This window comes from Fundidesulfovibrio sp. (assembly GCF_058402725.1).
Genome location: NZ_JBZVFJ010000034.1, coordinates 1 through 17,059, shown reverse-complemented (window position 1 = coordinate 17,059; position 17,059 = coordinate 1). Strand labels below are relative to the sequence as shown.

Below are 17,059 nucleotides of genomic sequence, written 5' to 3'. Positions count from 1 at the left end.
CACTTTCCGCATCGACAGATCATCGAGGAGCCACGCCCCATGGAGTATACCGTCAATGACATCTCCCCGGTCGAGACCAAGGTCTCGATCACCGTTCCCGCCGAAGAAGTGGACGCCTCCCTGGCGGTGACCACCGCTCTCTACCGCCAGAACCTGGACCTGCGCGGCTTCCGCAAGGGCAAGGTGCCCTCCAGCCTCGTGGAGTCCAAGTTCCGCAAGCAGATTCTGCGCGAGGCGGCCAACGAGCTCATGAACGTGCACATCAACGAGATCATGGCCAGCCTCAAGTACCTGGCCATCGCCAAGCTCGACGTGAGCCCCGTGGAACTGGAGAAGGGCAAGGGCATCGACTACACCCTCACCTTCGAGCATTGCCCCGAGTTCGAGCTGCCCGAATACAAGGGCCTCGAGGTCGAGGAAGAGGAAGCCCTGGCCAGCGAGGAAGAGATCTCCAAGGTGATCGAGCGCATCCGGGGCAACCTGGCCGAGCTCAAGGTCGTCAAGGAGAACCGCCTCCCCGTGGACGGCGACGTGGCTGTGGTGAGCTTCCACGCCACCAAGGACGGCGAACCCGTCCCCGGCGTGCGCGCCGAGAACTTCCAGCTGGCCCTGGGCGAGGGGCAGGCCCTGCCCGACTTCGAGAACCTGGTGAAGAACACCTCCACAGGCGCCACCAACACCGCGCCCGTGAGCTTCCCCGCCGACTTCATCAACCAGGAGCTGGCCGGCAAGACCGTGGACATGACCGTCACCGTCCACGTGGTCAAGGAAAAGGACCTCCCGCCCGTGGACGACGAGCTGGCCCAGAAGGCCGGCAGCTTCGAGAGCCTGGAGAAGCTGCGCGACGCCATCAGCCGCTCCTACGTGCAGAGCCGCCAGCAGCTCTTCAAGGCCACCGCCCAGAAGAAGCTTCTGGACGGCCTGCTCGAAAAGGTCGATTTCCCCCTGCCGCCCGCAATGGTGGAAGAGCAGATCAAGCTGCTGGTGGAAGACGCCAAGCACAAGATCGAGCGCACCGGCAAGTCGCCCGAGGCCCTGGGCAAGACCGACGAAGACATGCGCGCCGAGGCCGAACCCAAGGCCAAGGAGATCGTGAAGACCCAGCTCTTCCTGATCAAGCTCTCCGACAAGGAAGGCATCGAGACCACTCCCCAGGAGATGGACGCCTACTTCATGCAGGTCGCCTCCCGCACCGGCCAGGACGTGCTGGCCGTGAAGCAGCACTACGAGCAGAACGGGCTGATCATCCCCGTGCGCGACAAGCTTCTGGCGGACAAGGCCATGGACTTCGTCTACACCCAGGCCAAGGTGACCAAGGTCCCCGTGATGGACCCCAAGGCCGCCGAGGCCTAGACAGCGGATAACCCCGCCGACCGGTCGGCGCGGGGGCCGCGCATCGATTCGCCGGGGCGGCCCGCAGGCCGCCCCGGCCTTTTCGCTTGCACGCCCGCCGGACGGCTTGCTACCATGCAGGATACAACAACGCCGGATTCACGCCCGGCGCGCAGCAAGGAGACCACCGTGCACGCGCAGATACCCATCGTCATCGAGACCACCGGGCGCACCGAACGCGCCTACGACATCTATTCGCGCCTGCTCAAGGACCGGATCATCCTCCTTGGCACCGCCATCGACGACCACGTGGCCAACGTGGTCTGCGCCCAGCTGCTCTTCCTGGAGTCCGAGGACCCCAAGAAGGAAATTTCCATCTACATCAACTCGCCCGGCGGCTCCGTCACGGCGGGCATGGCCATCTACGACACCATGCAGTTCATCTCCTGCCCGGTGGCCACCCTCTGCATGGGCAGCGCGGCCAGCATGGGGGCCATCCTCCTGGCGGCCGGAGCCAAGGGCATGCGCTACGCCCTGCCGAACTCCCGCATCATGATCCACCAGCCCTCCGGCGGCTTCCAGGGCCAGGTGACCGACATCGACATCCACGCGCGCGAAATCCTGCGCATGCGTGAAAAGCTCAACCAGATCCTTGCCAATCACACTGGCATGGATATTGATAAAATCCGGGACGACACCGAACGCGATTACTTCATGAGCTCCGAGGACGCCGTAACCTACGGGATCATCGACAAAGTGCTCGCTTCGCGCCAGACCCAGGAAGACGAGAAGAAATAGCCTCCGCAACGCCGCCCGGAAGGTTTTTCCCCCGGGCGTCAGGGAAGACGCCATGACCAAGAAAAAGAATCCCGTATCCTCCGAGCTGAGCTGCTCGTTCTGCGGCAAGAGCCAGGACGAGGTGCAGCGCCTCATCGCAGGCCCCGACGTCTACATCTGCGACGAGTGCGTCTCGCTGTGCAACGAGATCATCGCGCAGGAGAGCCTGAACGAGGAGACCGTGGACGGCAAGCTCCTGCCTCCGGCCGAGATCAAGCGCCTGCTCGACGAGTACGTCATCGGCCAGGACCAGGCCAAGAAGATCCTGGCCGTGGCCGTGCACAACCACTACAAGCGCGTGTTCTACGCCGGCGGCGCCAAGGGCGACGACGTGGAGTTGGACAAGTCCAACATCCTGCTCATCGGCCCCACCGGCTCGGGCAAGACCCTCCTGGCCCAGACCCTGGCGCGCATCCTCAAGGTGCCCTTCGCCATCGCCGACGCCACCACCCTCACCGAGGCCGGCTACGTGGGCGAGGACGTGGAGAACATCCTCGTCCAGCTCCTGCAGAACGCCGACTACGACATCGAGGCAGCGTCGAAGGGCATCATCTACATCGACGAGATCGACAAGATCGCGCGCAAGTCCGACAGCCCCAGCATCACCCGCGACGTTTCCGGCGAGGGCGTGCAGCAGGCCCTGCTCAAGATCATCGAGGGCACCGAGGCCAACATCCCCCCCAAGGGCGGACGCAAGCACCCCCAGCAGGAGTTCATCCGCCTCAACACCTCGAACATCCTGTTCATCGTGGGCGGCGCCTTCATCGGACTGGAGAAGATCGTGCAGCAGCGCATGCGCGGCGCGTCCCTGGGCTTCGGTGCCAAGATGGACGGAACCCGCGAGGACGACGTGTCTAAGCTGCTGGTGCAGTCCCACCCTTCCGACCTGGTGAAGTTCGGCCTCATCCCGGAGTTCGTGGGCCGCATCCCCATCATCACCTCGCTCACGGAACTCTCCGAGGACGACCTCATCCGCATCCTCACCGAGCCCAAGAACGCCCTGGTGAAGCAGTACATGAAGCTCTTCGAGCTGGACAAGGTGCGCCTGCGCTTCACCTCCAACGCCCTGGCCTCCATCGCGCGCAAGTCCATCGAACGCAAGACCGGCGCGCGCGGCCTGCGCAACGTGATGGAAAACATCATGCTGGACATCATGTACCAGCTGCCGTCCCTCAACGGCGTCACCGAATGCGTGATCAACAAGGCCGTGGTGGAGAAAGGGCAGGACCCGCTGCTCTTCTACCAGCAGGAAGTGAAGACCGCGTAGGCCCGCCTGCTTCCCGTCGATTCAAAGCCCCCTGCTGACGACGGCAGGGGGCTTTTTCGTGGCTGCTCGGACGACGGCGGTCTCGGTGGAGGCGGTCGTCCGGTCGGGAATGATGCTCCCGGCGAAGGCTGCCCCTTCTGCAGTCCCGTGTCGCTTCGCGGGCTTCACCTGCTGGAAGAGCGTTGCCTGTCCCGGCCCTCTCGCCGTGGAGCCCGGCGGATCGCCTTCAAGCCTGGCCTTCCGCCCAACGCAACAGGAGCCAGAAAATCGGTTGTCTGGTTGTCGCGCATGCTGTGACGCAAGTTGTCTACAGGCAGATTTCGATGCGGTTCCTGCCGTTCAACTTGGCCCGGTAGAGGGCCGCGTCGGCGCGGCGCAGGAGCGATTCGCCGTTCTCGTCGTCGTCGGGCACGCAGGCCGTCACGCCGAAGCTGGCCGTCACGCGCCCGACCAGGGGGAACTCGATCTCACCGATGGCCTCCCGCAGCCGTTGCGCCAGCTTGGCCGCCACGTTGGCGTCCGTCTCCGGGCACACCAGCAGGAACTCCTCGCCGCCCCAGCGGCCCACGGTGTCCGTCTCGCGGGCCATGTCCTCCAGGGTGTCGGCAATGCGCACGAGCACGATGTCGCCCAGCTCCTGCCCGAAGCGGTCGTTGACGTCCTTGAAGAGGTCCACGTCCAGGAGGATCACCGAGAAGGGGGCGTTGCGGAAGCGCTTGTGGCGGCGCAGTTCAGCGCGCAGAGCGTGCTCCAGCCTGCGACGGTTGCACAGGCCCGTGAGCCCGTCGACGGGGGAGAGCTGCTGCAGGGCGCGTTGTTTCGAGTCAAGCGCGCGTCTGCCCAGGTCGAGTTCCCGGTCCCTCAGGCGCAGGGTTTCCTCCAGATGATCCACCAGCTCGCGCATGCGTCCGGTCATCTGGTTGAAGGCTTCGGCCAGGGCGCCCAGTTCGTCGCGGCCGCCCGGAGCCACGGTCACGTCCAGGTTCCCCGGGCGCATCCGCTCGGCGCCGCGCGTGACGGCCACGATGCGCCGGGTGACGCCCCTGCTGACGTACACTGCCGCGCCCACGGCGCAGGCGATGCCCAGCAGCGTCATGCCCAGGTTGATCCACAATGCCGCTCCGCTGACCCGTTCGATGCGCTCCCGGCTGCGGGTCACCTCGTCCAGGGAGATTTTGCGCAGTTCCTGCGAAATGGGGTCGATGGTCTTGGCCTGGAGGGACATGTCGTTGATCTTGGAGCGCACCTCCACGTCGGCGTCCAGGACCCTGGAGGCCAGGGTGGCGTAGTCGTCCAGGAGGCGGATGGCCATCAGCTTGCGTTGCGTGGGCATGGAGTCCAGTTCGCCCAGGGCGAGCCTGATCTTGGAGAGCTTGTTGAACGCCAGCTGCATGGAAGGACGTTGGCGCGTGATGCGGTAGCGTTTTTCGTCCAGCTCCGCCTCCCGCACCAGAAAGCTCAGTCTCTGGTCTCCGGCGAAAACGGCCTTGAGTTCCTCCATGCGTTGGTCCAGGCGGGTTTCCAGACCGTTCTCCGGATCGGCCAGGGCGGTGAGCAGGGCCATGCTTTCGAGCATCACCGAGGAAAAGCGCCTGGCGATGGAGAGATAGAGGGTGATGTCCATGTTGCGCCGACGCAGGGACTCGCCTGCGACAAAAGCGGGCATCAGGTTCCTGAGTTCCTCGTTGACGGCGATGACGCGGGCCGTGGCGGCGAAGGCGGGCTGGCCGTAGATTTCCTGCGCCTTGGCGAATCCCACTTCCTGGTAGGTGAGCAGAAAATCGCGGTAGAGGCGGCGGGCCTTTTCCAGGCCGCCGTCCATGTCGAAGACTTTCTGGCGCACGTCCATGCTGGTCTGGATGTCGGCCTCGGCGTCGTGGATGATCATCATGGAGGCGAAGTTCACCGCGCCGCCCAGCACGAAGGCCGCCAGCACCACGGCAAAGGCCATGCTGAACCTGGAGGTGACGCCCAGGCGCGCCCGCATGCCGAGGGAAGGGGGGGAGATGGATTCCCGCTCAGGGCGCATGGGTGAACACGACGTTGGCCTTGAGCCCCTTGACCCCCTGGGCAGGATCCTCCAGGCGCAACACGTTGAAGCTTGGTCTTGCGCAGTCGCCGAACTCGTTGCAGGCCAGCAGACCGCCGACTCCCTTGTAGTCGCGGGTGGCGTAGAGGGCGTCGCGCAGGGCCTGGCGGCCGATGCGCACGGAGCCGCCCGGTCCCTTCTGGGCGGCCTTATCGATGGCGGCAAAGAGGATGCCCGCCGCGTCGTAGGCGGAGAGCCAGTAGTCCGTGGGCGGGTCCTGCTTGTACTTCTGGACGTACTGGGCGTTCAAGGCGGCCACCTCCGGCCCCTGGGGCGGCGGGGTGGGGCCCACGAAGTACATGCCCACGGCGGCCGAGGACACGGCGGCCAGGAAGGATTGGTCGATGAGCGCCCCGTCGCTCATGAGCACCAGGTTTTCCAGACCCGGGGTCTTGCGCGCCTGCGTGAGCACGTGGTTGCCCTCGGGCTGGAAGAGGGGAAAGAACACGATCTGCGCCCCGGTGACGGCCACGGCCTCCAGCACGGGGGCCATGTTGGCGTCGCCCTTGTTCACGGTGGCGCTCAGAGCCACCTTGCCGCCAAGGCGCTCGAATTCGGTGCGGAAGCCCTCGGTGAGCCCCCGGGTGTAGATGTCGCCGTCGTTGATCACGGCCGCCAGGCGCAGGCCAAGCTTCTCGAAGGCGAAACGGGCGGCGGCGGGGCCTGCGAACTCCTCGTTGGGGGCGGTGCGGAAGAAGCCCGGCTGCCACTTGGGCGCCCGCTGGCCGCCGATGGTGGTGAGGAACGGGGCGCTGTTGTTGCCGGAGATCATGGAGAGCCCGGCTTCGGTCATCACCTGGGCGGCGGTGGCGGCGTCGGCCGAGCAGGTGGTGCCGAAGATGGCCAGCACGGCCGGGTCGGAGACGATCTTCAGGGCGGACACGGCCCCGCCTTCGGGCTTGCAGCCGGTGTCTTCCACCACCAGGGAGACCTCGCGGCCCAGGAGCTTGTTGCCCCTTTTGTCCAGGGCCAGCTCGAAGCCGCGCACCTGATCCTGCCCGATGGCGGCCACCTTGCCGCTCAGGGACTGGATCACGCCCAGACGAACGGGCTCTCCCGGGGCAAGGGTGACGCAGCCGAGGGAATCGGAGCAGGGCTGTTTCGCTTCGTTCCGGGAGCAGGAGGCGGCCCACGCAAGACACAGGATCGAAAGCGCCACGACACGATACAGTCTGCGTTTGGCCCGGGTCATTCTGCCTCCAGGATTGCGGTCGGATGCGGCCAGGACGGAACGTCCATCCGAACCATTCAGTATTTTGGCGGCCCACTGTTGTCAACAACCGCCTTGGAGGGCGCGCCACCGGGAGCGGTCCCTTCCGGAACATCGGGGCATTGCATTAAAATAGTTTCACATTTTGATGATTTGACATTTTCAGGGCCTGTCTTAATCTCTCTTGCCTTTCGTTGTGCCGTCGCGCGCCCCTCCGGCGCGGACAACCATTCCCAGGAGGCCAGAATGACCAGCATTTTCTCCAATGACCAGCCCCGCCGGGCGGACCGTCTCCGCCTGCCCGTGATGAGCCTGCGCGAGGTGGTCATGTTCCCGCGCTCCATCGTGCCCCTGTTCGTGGGCCGGGAGGCCTCCATCAAAGCCATCGAAAACGCGGTCTCCACCTACGACAAGAAGATCTTCCTGGTGGCCCAGCGCACTCCCGAAACCGAAAAGCCCCAGGCGGACGACCTCTTCCGCATGGGCACCGTTTCCAAGATCCTCCAGATGCTGCGTCTTCCCGACGGCACCATCAAGGTGCTCTTCGAGGGCCTCTACCGCGCCGAGTGGGACGAAGACGGCCTGGAGGGCTTCGAGGACGACTTCCCCACCGCCCGCGTCTCGCGCATGGCCGAGGACGACGGCGAGGGCAGCGAGGCCGAGGCCCTGGTGCGCACCGCCCACGAGGCCATGGAGCACTACGGCCGCATCAACAAGAAGCTCGCCCCGGAAACCATCCTGGCCATCAACGCCCAGACCGCGCCCGGCCGCCTGGCAGACGCCATCATGCCCCACCTCAAGGTGGACTACATCAAGAAGCAGGAGATCCTGGAGCAGCTCGCCCCCGTGAAGCGCCTGGAAGAGGCTTTCGCGCTCCTGCAGGGCGAAATCGAGATTTCCTCCATCGAGAAGAAGATCAAGAGCCGCGTGAAGCAGCAGATGGAGAAGAACCAGCGGGAATACTACCTCAACGAGCAGCTCAAGGCCATCCACAAGGAGATGGGACGCGACGAGGATCCCCTGGCCGAGGTGGCCGAATTCGAGCAGCGCCTCCAGGAAAAGGACATGCCCCAGGAGGCCCGCGAAAAGGCCCTGCGCGAGCTCAAGAAGATGAAGCACACCCCGCCCTCCTCGGCGGAGTACACGGTGGTGCGCAATTATGTTGAATGGATCCTGGACCTGCCCTGGAACACCCTCCAGGACGTGACCATCGACGTCACCAAGGCCAAGGGGATCCTCGACGCCGACCACTACGGCCTGGACAAGCCCAAGGAGCGCATCCTCGAATACCTGGCCGTGCAGAGCCTCGTGGAGAAGATCAAGGGCCCCATCCTCTGCCTGGTCGGCCCCCCGGGCGTGGGCAAGACCTCCCTGGCCAAGTCCATCGCGCGCTCCATGGACCGCGAGTTCGTGCGCCTCTCCCTGGGCGGCGTGCGCGACGAGGCCGAAATCCGGGGCCACAGGCGCACCTACGTGGGCGCGCTGCCCGGCAAGATCATCCAGTCGCTCAAGCGCGTGAAGTTCAACAACCCCGTCTTCTGCCTGGACGAGGTGGACAAGATGTCCACCGATTTCCGGGGCGACCCCTCCTCGGCGCTCCTCGAAGTGCTCGACCCGGAGCAGAACTACGCCTTCGGCGACCACTACCTGGACCTGGACTACGACCTCTCCAAAATCTTCTTCATCACCACGGCCAACTCCCTGCACTCCATCCCCCTGCCCCTGCAGGACCGCATGGAGATCATCCGCATCCCCGGCTACCTGGAAACGGAGAAGCAGGCCATCGCGGAAAACTTCCTCCTGCCCAAGAAGATCGCGGAGAACGGGCTCAAGCCCGGCAACATCAGCGTCTCCAGCGAGGCCGTGCTGGAGATCATCCGCCGCTACACCCGCGAGGCGGGCGTGCGCAACGTGGAGCGCGAAATCTCCTCCCTGTGCCGCAAGGTGGCCCGCAAACTGGTGGAAGGCAGCGACCGCAAGGCCAACTTCCCCATCGACGGAGAGAACGTGCAACTGTACCTGGGCGTGCCCAAGTTCCGCTACGGCGAGATGGAGGAGGCCCCCCAGGTGGGCGTCTCCACCGGCCTGGCCTACACGGAGCTGGGCGGCGAGATGCTCATGGTGGAGACGGCCCTCATGCCCGGGGCGGGCAAGGTGGAGATCACCGGCAAGCTTGGCGACGTGATGCAGGAATCGGCCCGCGCTGCCTTGAGCTACATCCGTTCGCGCTCGGCCAACTTCGGGCTCAAGCCGGACTTCCACAAGGAGATCGACATCCACATCCACGTGCCCGAGGGGGCCACCCCGAAGGACGGCCCCAGCGCGGGCATCACCCTGGCCACGGCCATGGTCTCGGCCCTCTTGAACATGCCCGTGCGCAACGATCTGGCCATGACCGGCGAAATCACCCTGCGCGGGCGCGTGCTGCCCATCGGCGGCCTGCGCGAGAAGCTCCTGGCCGCCCACCGCGCCCAGATCAAGAAGGTGCTCATCCCCGAAGACAACGCCAAGGACCTCAAGGAAGTGCCCGAGGCCATCCTGAGCGGTCTGGAGATCGTCCAGGTGAAGCACATGGACGAGGTGCTGGCCCAGGCCATCCTCTGCGAAGGCCCGGACAAGCTCTTCTGCGGTCGCGGAGCGGGCGTCGCGCCCCTGGCCGCCAGCCTGCTCAAAGAGGAATACCAGGGCCAGACCAGGCACTAGCCGCCTGCCCCCCTGAATGAAAGAGGCCGGGAGCGATCCCGGCCTTTTTGCGTGGCGAGGCCGTCGGGGTCCGGCAGGCACGGGGATGACCCGCCCGCGCCACCTTCCTGGACTGTACGGCCAGCAGCTTTTGCATACTTCGCAGGTATGGATGCGGACAGGGACACGTCGGATACACCCATGTACTGGTCTTCATTGACAATCGATCGAATCTTTTTATTACATGCTTGTAAGGGGGGCCTTATGAGCAACTACGTCGTGATCCAGGATGCGGACAAGTGCGGCCACTGCGAGGCGTGCGTGGCCAAGTGCATGAAGTCGAACCACTTCCCGGCAAGAGTGCGCATGGCGGACATGGTGTCGCCCCACCACACCAAGGTGGGCACGCACCATTTCGCCTTCCTCTCCTGCCACCACTGCGAAGACCCCAAGTGCGTGCACGCCTGCCCGCACGGGGCCATGGTGCGCACCGACGAGGGCGTGGTGCGCGTCTCCGAGGAGAATTGCCACGGCTGCGCCGAGTGCGTGCATGCCTGCCCCTGGCACGTGCCCCGGGTGCTGGGCGACACGCCCACGGTGAAGTGCAACCTCTGCGGCGGCAAGGCAGGCCACGGCGAACAGCCAGAGTGTGTGCGCACCTGCCCGAAAGGCGCCCTGCGCCTGGTGCGCATCCAGGAGATGGGGCTCGAAGGGCGGCCGGAGTACGCCCAGAAGTTCTTCATGCGCAACTTCCTCAAGGGTTGATCCGCGCGGCCCCGGCGGGCGGCATGAGGGGCCGCCCGCCGGGACCGCCACGGCCGGATCACCGCACACCGTGTCGGCCGAGCCGTCTGCCCGTTGCGGGGCCGCCAGCGGAAACCGCCACGGCCGGAAGGCCCGGGGCGTCTTCACGGCATCCCGCGAGGCCTCGCCCCCCTTCCGGCCCAGCGCCCCTGAGTGGTCTTTGTTTGCCCGCGCCGCCTCTCGACAAACACCACCTCTTCATCTATCAAGCCGCCAACGACGCCATCAGGAGCCCTCATGCCCTGTCCCCGCATTGTCATCCAGCGTCAGGCCGATTTCGATCCGCTGCTCGCCAAGCTCAAGGGCCGGGAAGACCCCGGCCAGGACGTGGAAGCCCGCGTGCGCGACATCCTGGCCTACGTCCAGGCCCAGGGAGACGAAGCCCTGGCCGACTTCAACCGCCGCTTCGACTGCCCCTCCTTCGCCGCCTCCATGCTGCGCGTGCCCGAGGCCGAGATCCAGGCGGCCCAGTCCCAGGTGATCGGCTCGGACCTGGCCATCATCCGCGAGGCCGCCGACAACATCCGCGCCTTCCACGAGCGCCAGAAGCAGAACTCCTGGTGGACCACCGGCCCCGACGGCGTGATCCTGGGCCAGATGGTGCGCCCCGTGGACTCCGTGGGCCTCTATGTGCCGGGAGGGCAGGGGGGCGAGACGCCGCTCATCTCCTCGCTGCTCATGAACGCCATCCCCGCCCAGGTGGCGGGCGTGGAGCGCATCGCGGCCATCTCGCCGCCGCGCGCCGACGGCACGCTCAATCCCTACATCCTAGCCGCCGCCTCCATCCTGGGCATCCGCGAGGTCTACCGCGTGGGCAGCGCCTGGGGCATCGCCGCCCTGGCCTTCGGCACCCGCACCATCTCCCCGGTGGACGTGATCGCGGGGCCTGGCAACATCTACGTCACCACGGCCAAGCGCCTTCTGGTGGGCCAGGTGGGCATCGACATGATCGCCGGCCCCTCGGAGATCGTCATCCTGGCCGACAAGAACGCCCCCGCCGCCTGGCTGGCCGCCGACATGCTCTCCCAGGCCGAGCACGACCCCCTGGCCGCCTCCATCCTGGTCACGGACAGCCCCGCCCAGGCCGACGCCGTGCTGGCCGCCCTGCGCGACCAGCTGGAGCGCCTGCCCAGGGCCGAGATCGCCCGACGCTCCCTGGCCGAGTGGGGCGCGGTGGTCGTCGCGCCGGACATGGACGAGGCCCTCGCGGCCGTGAACCGCCTGGCCCCGGAACACCTGGAGCTGGCCGTGGAGGACGGCTGGGGCATCCTCGGGCGCATCCGCCACGCCGGAGCCATCTTCCTTGGCGCGGGCTGCCCCGAGCCCGTGGGCGACTACTTCGCCGGACCCAACCACGTGCTGCCCACCATGGGCAACGCCCGGTTCTCCTCGGCCCTGTCCGTGGAGACCTTCATCAAGAAGTCCAGCCTCATCGCCGCGCCCGCGTCCTACGCGCGGCGGCACGGGGCCAAGATCGCGAGGCTGGCGCGCCTGGAGGGCCTGGAGGCCCACGCCCGCTCCGTCGAGTGCCGCAACGAATAGCTCCCCGGAGGACCCGACCATGCAAGTGGCCGTCACCACCGACATCAAGGAATATCCCCTCGTCTCCAGAGGCAAGGTCCGCGACATCTACCAGGTCGCGGACGACGTCCTGCTCATCGTCACCACGGACCGCATCTCCGCCTTCGACGTGATCCTGCCGGACCCCATCCCCTACAAGGGCGTGATCCTCAACAAGATCACCACGTTCTGGATGCGCATGTTCGAGGATGTGGTGGAAAACCACCTCCTCGCCGTGGACGTGGCCGACTTCCCGGCCGGGCTCAAGCCCTACGCCGACCTGCTGGAGGGCAGGGCAGTGCTGGCGCGCAAGGCCAAACCCCTGCCCATCGAGTGCATCGTGCGCGGCTTCATCACCGGCTCGGGCTGGAAGGACTACAAGGCCACCGGCAAGGTCTGCGGCCACCAGCTGCCCCAGGGGCTCGAAGAGTCGCAGATGCTCGAAGCCCCGCTCTTCACGCCGTCCACCAAGGCCGACATCGGCCAACACGACGAGAACATCACCCTGGAGCAGGCCAAGGCCCTCACCGGACAGGCCGTTTTCCACAAGGCCCAGGAGACCGCCCTGGCCATCTACTCCAAGGCCCGCGCCTACGCCTCGGGCCGGGGCATCCTCATCGCGGACACCAAGTTCGAGTTCGGCATGATCGGCGACAAGCTGATCCTCATCGACGAGGTGCTCACGCCCGACTCCTCGCGCTTCTGGCCCGCCGAGGGCTTCAAGCCCGGCCAGGGCCAGCCCAGTTTCGACAAGCAGTACCTGCGCGACTGGCTGGAATCCGTGGGCTTCAACAAGAAGCCGCCCGCGCCGACCATGCCCGAAGAAGTGGCCCGGCGCACCCAGGCCAAGTACCTGGAGGCCTACCAGGCCCTCACGGGCGACAGCCTGAACTTCTGAATCCGGCACGGCAGGAGGGCGCGGCTGCGCGCCACGTTGACGCGCCCCTCCCGATGGCGTAAAAACATTGAATTTCGCGCCGTATCCGGCCGTCTTTTCGCAAATCCAAAGGTGATAGGAACACTCATGGAGACCCTTCGCACGCTTCCCGGCGACGATGTCCGCCAGATCATGTGGCGCTTCGCCGACCGTTACGACATCCAGATGACCGTCCAGTCCGCCCGCTCCCTGGCCCGCACCCTCGTGGCGCGCCTGGTGGCGGAGGGCGCGCGACACACCCACGAGTGGACCGACCACAAGGCCCAGCTCCTCGACGCCTTCGACTCCTCCGGCCTCACCGCGCTCTTCATGGACCCCCACCAGGGCGGCTTCATCGAGGGCCCCAAGAACCTCGCACTGGCCCTGGTCGCCTTCGAGCTGGCCTGGGTGGACGCCGGAGCAGCCACCTGCTCGCTGGCCACCAACTTGGCCCTGGCCCCCATCCACGAACGCGGCACCCCCGAACAGCGCGACTCCTACATGAGCCGCTGCGTGCCCCCCCAGCCCGGCGAGGACCGCGCCATCATCCGCGGGGCCTTCGCCCTCACCGAGCCCCTGCCCTATGTGGGCGTGGAGACCAACACCCTGGTGGGCAAGCTTCGCGTGGCCGAGTGGGAAGAAGGCAAGGAGCCCATCCTCCAGGTGGACAAACGCGGCCGCTTCATCACCGGCATGGACTTCGCCAACTTCGCCACCTGCGCCGTGGACACCGACGATCCGCGCATCAAGACATCCTGCATCGTCATCGTGGAAGACACCGACGAAGGCCTCTTCGACCGGGGCGCGCCCACCCTCAAGATGGTGCACCAGCTCTCCTCCACGCGCGATCCGGTGTTCAACCTGAAGGTCCCGGCCAGCCGCATCGTGGGCGGCTACACCGTCAAGGACGGCGTCATCGTTCCCAACTACACCCACTCCGAGATCATCGGCGCGGTGTTCCACCGCACCCGCGTGCCCGTGGCCCTCATGTCCACGGCCAAGCTGCTCTCGGCCGTGGAGCCCGTGATCCGCTACCACCGCCAGCGCTTCCGCGGCGGCGACGCCCAGCCCGGCACCCCAAAGTTCGACCTGGGCATCCAGCAGAAGCAGGACGCCGTGCTGCGCCTGGCCGAGGTGTGGGCCATGGGCGAGGCCGGAGCCTCGCTGGGCTTCGAGACCGCACGCCTCTTCGACCAGCTCGACCCCACCGAGAAGGAGAAGGACCGCATCTTCGCCCAACAGGGCGTGGTGGGCGCAAAATCCCAGCTCTCGGCACTGCGCAAGGTGGAGAAGATGGCCGTGGAATACCTCCGGCTCGAAGCCACGCCCGAGGCCGAGCGCGATCAGGCCCGCTTCGAGGCCCTTGGCGAGGACACCCTGGTGCGCTACGCCCTGCTGGAGTCCCTGGCCAACATTCTCTGCCCGGCCTGCAAGCTCTGGAACACCGGCCAGGGCGCAAACATGATGCGCGAAGTGCTGGCCCTCATGGGCGGCTACGGCATCACAGAAGACTGCCCCGGTTTCCTCTTCTACAAGTGGACCGACTGTCAGTTGGAAGCCACCTACGAAGGCCCCGAGGCCGTGCAGCGCCGCCACCTCTCCATCACCATGACCAATGAGGTCTTCCTGGCCCGGCTGCGCATCTGGATCGAGGATTTCAAAGCGCTGGCCGCCTCCCGCCCGGAAACCGGGGCAGGGGCCGTGGCCGCCTCCATGGAGCTGTGGCTGTGGACCCTGGAATTCCTCCACCGCGCCAAGGACCCCTCCGGCGCGCGCCTCTACCACAACCGCCGCCAGAACGTGACCTTCCCCATGGCCGACGCCCTCTGCTGGGTGATGGCCTCCCGCGCCCAGGTCGGCGACGTGCTGGAGCTGGCCGAAAAAGGCCCGGAGAACCCCATCGTGGCCGAGGGCCTGGAAGGCACGCTGGCCTTCTTCGCGGACCTCTCCATGGTGCAGGCCGCCCGCGCCGCCGGAGAGTGCGCCCGGGTGTGCGCCCAGATGGTCTACGGCTTCGGCCCCCAGGACGAGGCCGAGCTGGCCGCTTTCGAGGCCCTGCGCGCCGGGATCGACCGCGCCACGGCCGGGGCAGCCCTGGCCAAGGACCGCGCAGGCCAGGCCCTGACCCAGGTGATGATCCCCGAGGCCCTGGACTACCCCCAGTAGACCGGCCCCGGCTGACCAACGACGATCCGGCCGCCGGACGCTTTTCCGCACGGGAAAGCGTCCGGCGGCGTTCGCGCCCTGAGGCCGTCCACGTTGACGCCTCGCAGGGCATCGGTGAGCGGCGGCCCTCCCGACGGGGAGAGCCCACCGCAGGCCAAAGGGCCGCGCCCTTTGCGATCCTTTGAATCCACAGACCATACCGTGACCCCGGACGCGCCGGGGCTGCCCAACGAGGGAGAGAGCATGTCGGAGATGGAACGCCAGAGCATGGACGTGGACATCGTCTGCGTCGGTTTCGGCCCGGCCATGGGCGGATTCCTCACCACCCTGAGCCGGGGCCTCATGAACCCGGACGGCACGCCCGCCGTGGAAAGCGCCGTCATGCCCGGCATGCCCCCGCAGGTGATCTGCTACGAGCGCGCCGACGACATCGCCGCAGGCGTCTCCGGCGTGGTGAGCAAGGCCCGGGGCATCCGCGAGTCCTTCCCGGACTTCGACCCCGCCCAGGTGCCCCTGTGCGCCGAGGTGACCCGCGAGAAGGTGGCCTACCTCCTGGACCCCCACGGGGCGAGCCGCCGCCAGGACCTCCTGGACATCAAGGACGGACTCATCCGCACCTTCGGCAAGCACCTGCCCTTCTGCGGCGAGCATTCGGTGGAACTGCCCTGGATCCCCCCGTTCCTGCGCAAGGAACCGGGCCTGGTGTTCTCCCTGGGCCAGTTCAACCAGTGGGTGGGCTCCCAGGTGATGGCCGAGGGCGTGGCCCAGGTCTGGCCCGGCATGCCCGTGGACAAGGCGCTGGTGGAGGACGGCCGCGTGGTGGGCGTTCGCCTGGTGGACCAGGGCGTCACCAAGCAGGGCGAGCCCGACGCGGGATACATGCCCGGCATGGACATCAAGGCGGCCCTCACCGTGATCGGCGACGGCCCCGTAGGCCCCGTGGGGCGCGGCCTGGACGACGCCATGGGCATGCCCCACGGCCACGCCCGCCGCGACTGGGCCCTGGGCATGAAGATGGTGGTGGACCTGCCCGAATCCTGCACGCTGCCCGAAGGCTTCGTGCTCCACACGTTCGGCTATCCGGAGCCCGACATTTTCGGCTTCCTTTACGTGCTGCCCGGCCGCGTGGCCTCCCTGGGCATCTTCGTGCCCTCCTGGCTGGACATCCCCGTGCGCACCGCCTACCGCTACCTGCAGCACTGGATCACCCACCCCTACCTCTGGCAGCACCTCAAGGGCGGCGTCATGCGCTCCTGGGGAGCCAAGTCGCTCCTGGAGTCGGGGCGCAGGGGAGAGCCATGGCTGGTGGGCGACGGCTACGCCCGCATCGGGGAGGGCTCCGGCACCACCAACGTGCTCACGGGCTCGGGCGTGGACGAGGCCTGGACCTCGGGCGTGCAACTGGCCGAGGGCGTGCTCGAACTGCTCAAGGCCGGCAAGCCCTTCACACGGGCCAACCTCAAGGAGGCCTACGTGGCCCGCAGGCGCGCCTCGCACCTGGAGGCGGAGGCCAAGGTCGCCGAAAAATCCCGCGACGGCTTCGGCAAGGGGTTCATCCAGGGGCTCCTGGGCATGGCCCTCACCGGCTTCACCGAGGGCAAACTGAACCTGTGCGGCGACCACCGCGCCCCCCACGAGCGCGTGCCCACCCTGGAGGAGACCTACTATCCCCAGATCCCCGCAGCCGACTTGGCCCGCATGCGCGAGGAATGCCGCGCCAAGGGCGAGGCCCTGCACGACGCCGTGATGGACCGCGTGGGCTGGCCCAGGATCGAATACGACGGGCAACTCCTGGTGTCGCACCAGGACGCGCTGCTTCTGGGCGGCAAGGTGCAGGCCCCCTTCGGCTACGCCGACCACGTGGTCTTCGTGGATCCGCAACTCTGCGAGGAATGCGGCGAGAAAATCTGCATCGACATGTGCTCGGGCCAGGCCATCGCCATGAACCCAGAGGCGGGAGTGCCCCTGTTCGACCGCGAGAAATGCGTGCACTGCGGCGCCTGCCTCTGGAACTGCTCCAAGGCGCACCCCAAAGACCCGGAAAAGACCAACGTGGACTTCCGCGCCGGGGCGGGCGGCCTGCACTCGGCCGAGAACTAGACGTTGAAGCTGTGCTTGACCTATTGACGTAAAGAAAGCCTCCGGCGGCCAAAGGGCTACGCCCTCTGGACTCCCTTTCCGCTTCGCGGGCTTCAC

Annotated in this window: 11 protein-coding genes; 9 read left to right on the top strand and 2 right to left on the bottom strand. The window is 66.7% G+C overall.

Features of this window, described 5'->3' with window-relative positions; genetic code table 11:
* Nucleotides 1-39: 39 nt before the first annotated feature.
* The 3 genes from tig to clpX all read left to right on the top strand — a co-directional run bounded on the left by tig (nt 40) and on the right by clpX (nt 3,436).
* Entirely contained in the window at nt 40-1,353 is a 1,314-nt protein-coding gene (gene tig / locus ACV4UX_RS06600) for a trigger factor (RefSeq protein WP_491592522.1), read from the top strand.
* Nucleotides 1,354-1,521: 168 nt separating this feature from the next.
* On the top strand, nt 1,522-2,130 hold the full coding sequence (gene clpP / locus ACV4UX_RS06595; RefSeq protein ID WP_491592521.1) for an ATP-dependent Clp endopeptidase proteolytic subunit ClpP: 609 nt from the start codon (nt 1,522-1,524) through the stop codon (nt 2,128-2,130).
* 52 nt (nt 2,131-2,182) lie between these two features.
* Nucleotides 2,183-3,436 (top strand): ATP-dependent Clp protease ATP-binding subunit ClpX, encoded by a 1,254-nt coding sequence (clpX, locus tag ACV4UX_RS06590; RefSeq protein ID WP_173084723.1) that lies wholly within the window; start codon nt 2,183-2,185, stop codon nt 3,434-3,436.
* 307 nt (nt 3,437-3,743) lie between these two features.
* On the opposite strand, the gene ACV4UX_RS06585 is transcribed toward clpX, so the two are convergent.
* Complete coding sequence (locus tag ACV4UX_RS06585) at nt 3,744-5,423, bottom strand: GGDEF domain-containing protein (RefSeq protein ID WP_491592520.1); 1,680 nt, start codon at nt 5,421-5,423, stop codon at nt 3,744-3,746.
* 31 nt (nt 5,424-5,454) lie between these two features.
* Complete coding sequence (locus ACV4UX_RS06580) at nt 5,455-6,717, bottom strand: branched-chain amino acid ABC transporter substrate-binding protein (protein WP_491592519.1); 1,263 nt, start codon at nt 6,715-6,717, stop codon at nt 5,455-5,457.
* 264 nt (nt 6,718-6,981) lie between these two features.
* Here ACV4UX_RS06580 and lon point away from each other — a divergent pair, with 264 nt between their 5' ends.
* The 6 genes from lon (at nt 6,982) to ACV4UX_RS06550 (ending at nt 16,963) form a co-directional block, all read left to right on the top strand.
* Nucleotides 6,982-9,438 carry an endopeptidase La gene (lon, locus tag ACV4UX_RS06575; RefSeq protein WP_491592518.1) on the top strand — a complete coding sequence of 819 codons (2,457 nt, stop codon included), beginning with the start codon at nt 6,982-6,984 and terminating at the stop codon, nt 9,436-9,438.
* A gap of 243 nt (nt 9,439-9,681) precedes the next feature.
* Nucleotides 9,682-10,182: a 4Fe-4S dicluster domain-containing protein gene (locus ACV4UX_RS06570; RefSeq protein ID WP_491592517.1), complete on the top strand. Its 501-nt coding sequence runs from the start codon at nt 9,682-9,684 to the stop codon at nt 10,180-10,182.
* A gap of 276 nt (nt 10,183-10,458) precedes the next feature.
* Nucleotides 10,459-11,763: a histidinol dehydrogenase gene (gene hisD, locus ACV4UX_RS06565; protein WP_491592516.1), complete on the top strand. Its 1,305-nt coding sequence runs from the start codon at nt 10,459-10,461 to the stop codon at nt 11,761-11,763.
* A gap of 19 nt (nt 11,764-11,782) precedes the next feature.
* Entirely contained in the window at nt 11,783-12,679 is an 897-nt protein-coding gene (locus ACV4UX_RS06560; protein ID WP_491592515.1) for a phosphoribosylaminoimidazolesuccinocarboxamide synthase, read from the top strand.
* A 126-nt stretch (nt 12,680-12,805) separates the two neighbouring features.
* A complete protein-coding gene (locus ACV4UX_RS06555) occupies nt 12,806-14,863 on the top strand; it encodes an acyl-CoA dehydrogenase family protein (RefSeq protein WP_491592514.1) in 2,058 nt (685 codons plus the stop codon).
* A gap of 243 nt (nt 14,864-15,106) precedes the next feature.
* Nucleotides 15,107-16,963 (top strand): 4Fe-4S ferredoxin, encoded by a 1,857-nt coding sequence (locus ACV4UX_RS06550; protein WP_491592513.1) that lies wholly within the window; start codon nt 15,107-15,109, stop codon nt 16,961-16,963.
* The last annotated feature ends 96 nt before the right edge of the window (nt 16,964-17,059 follow it).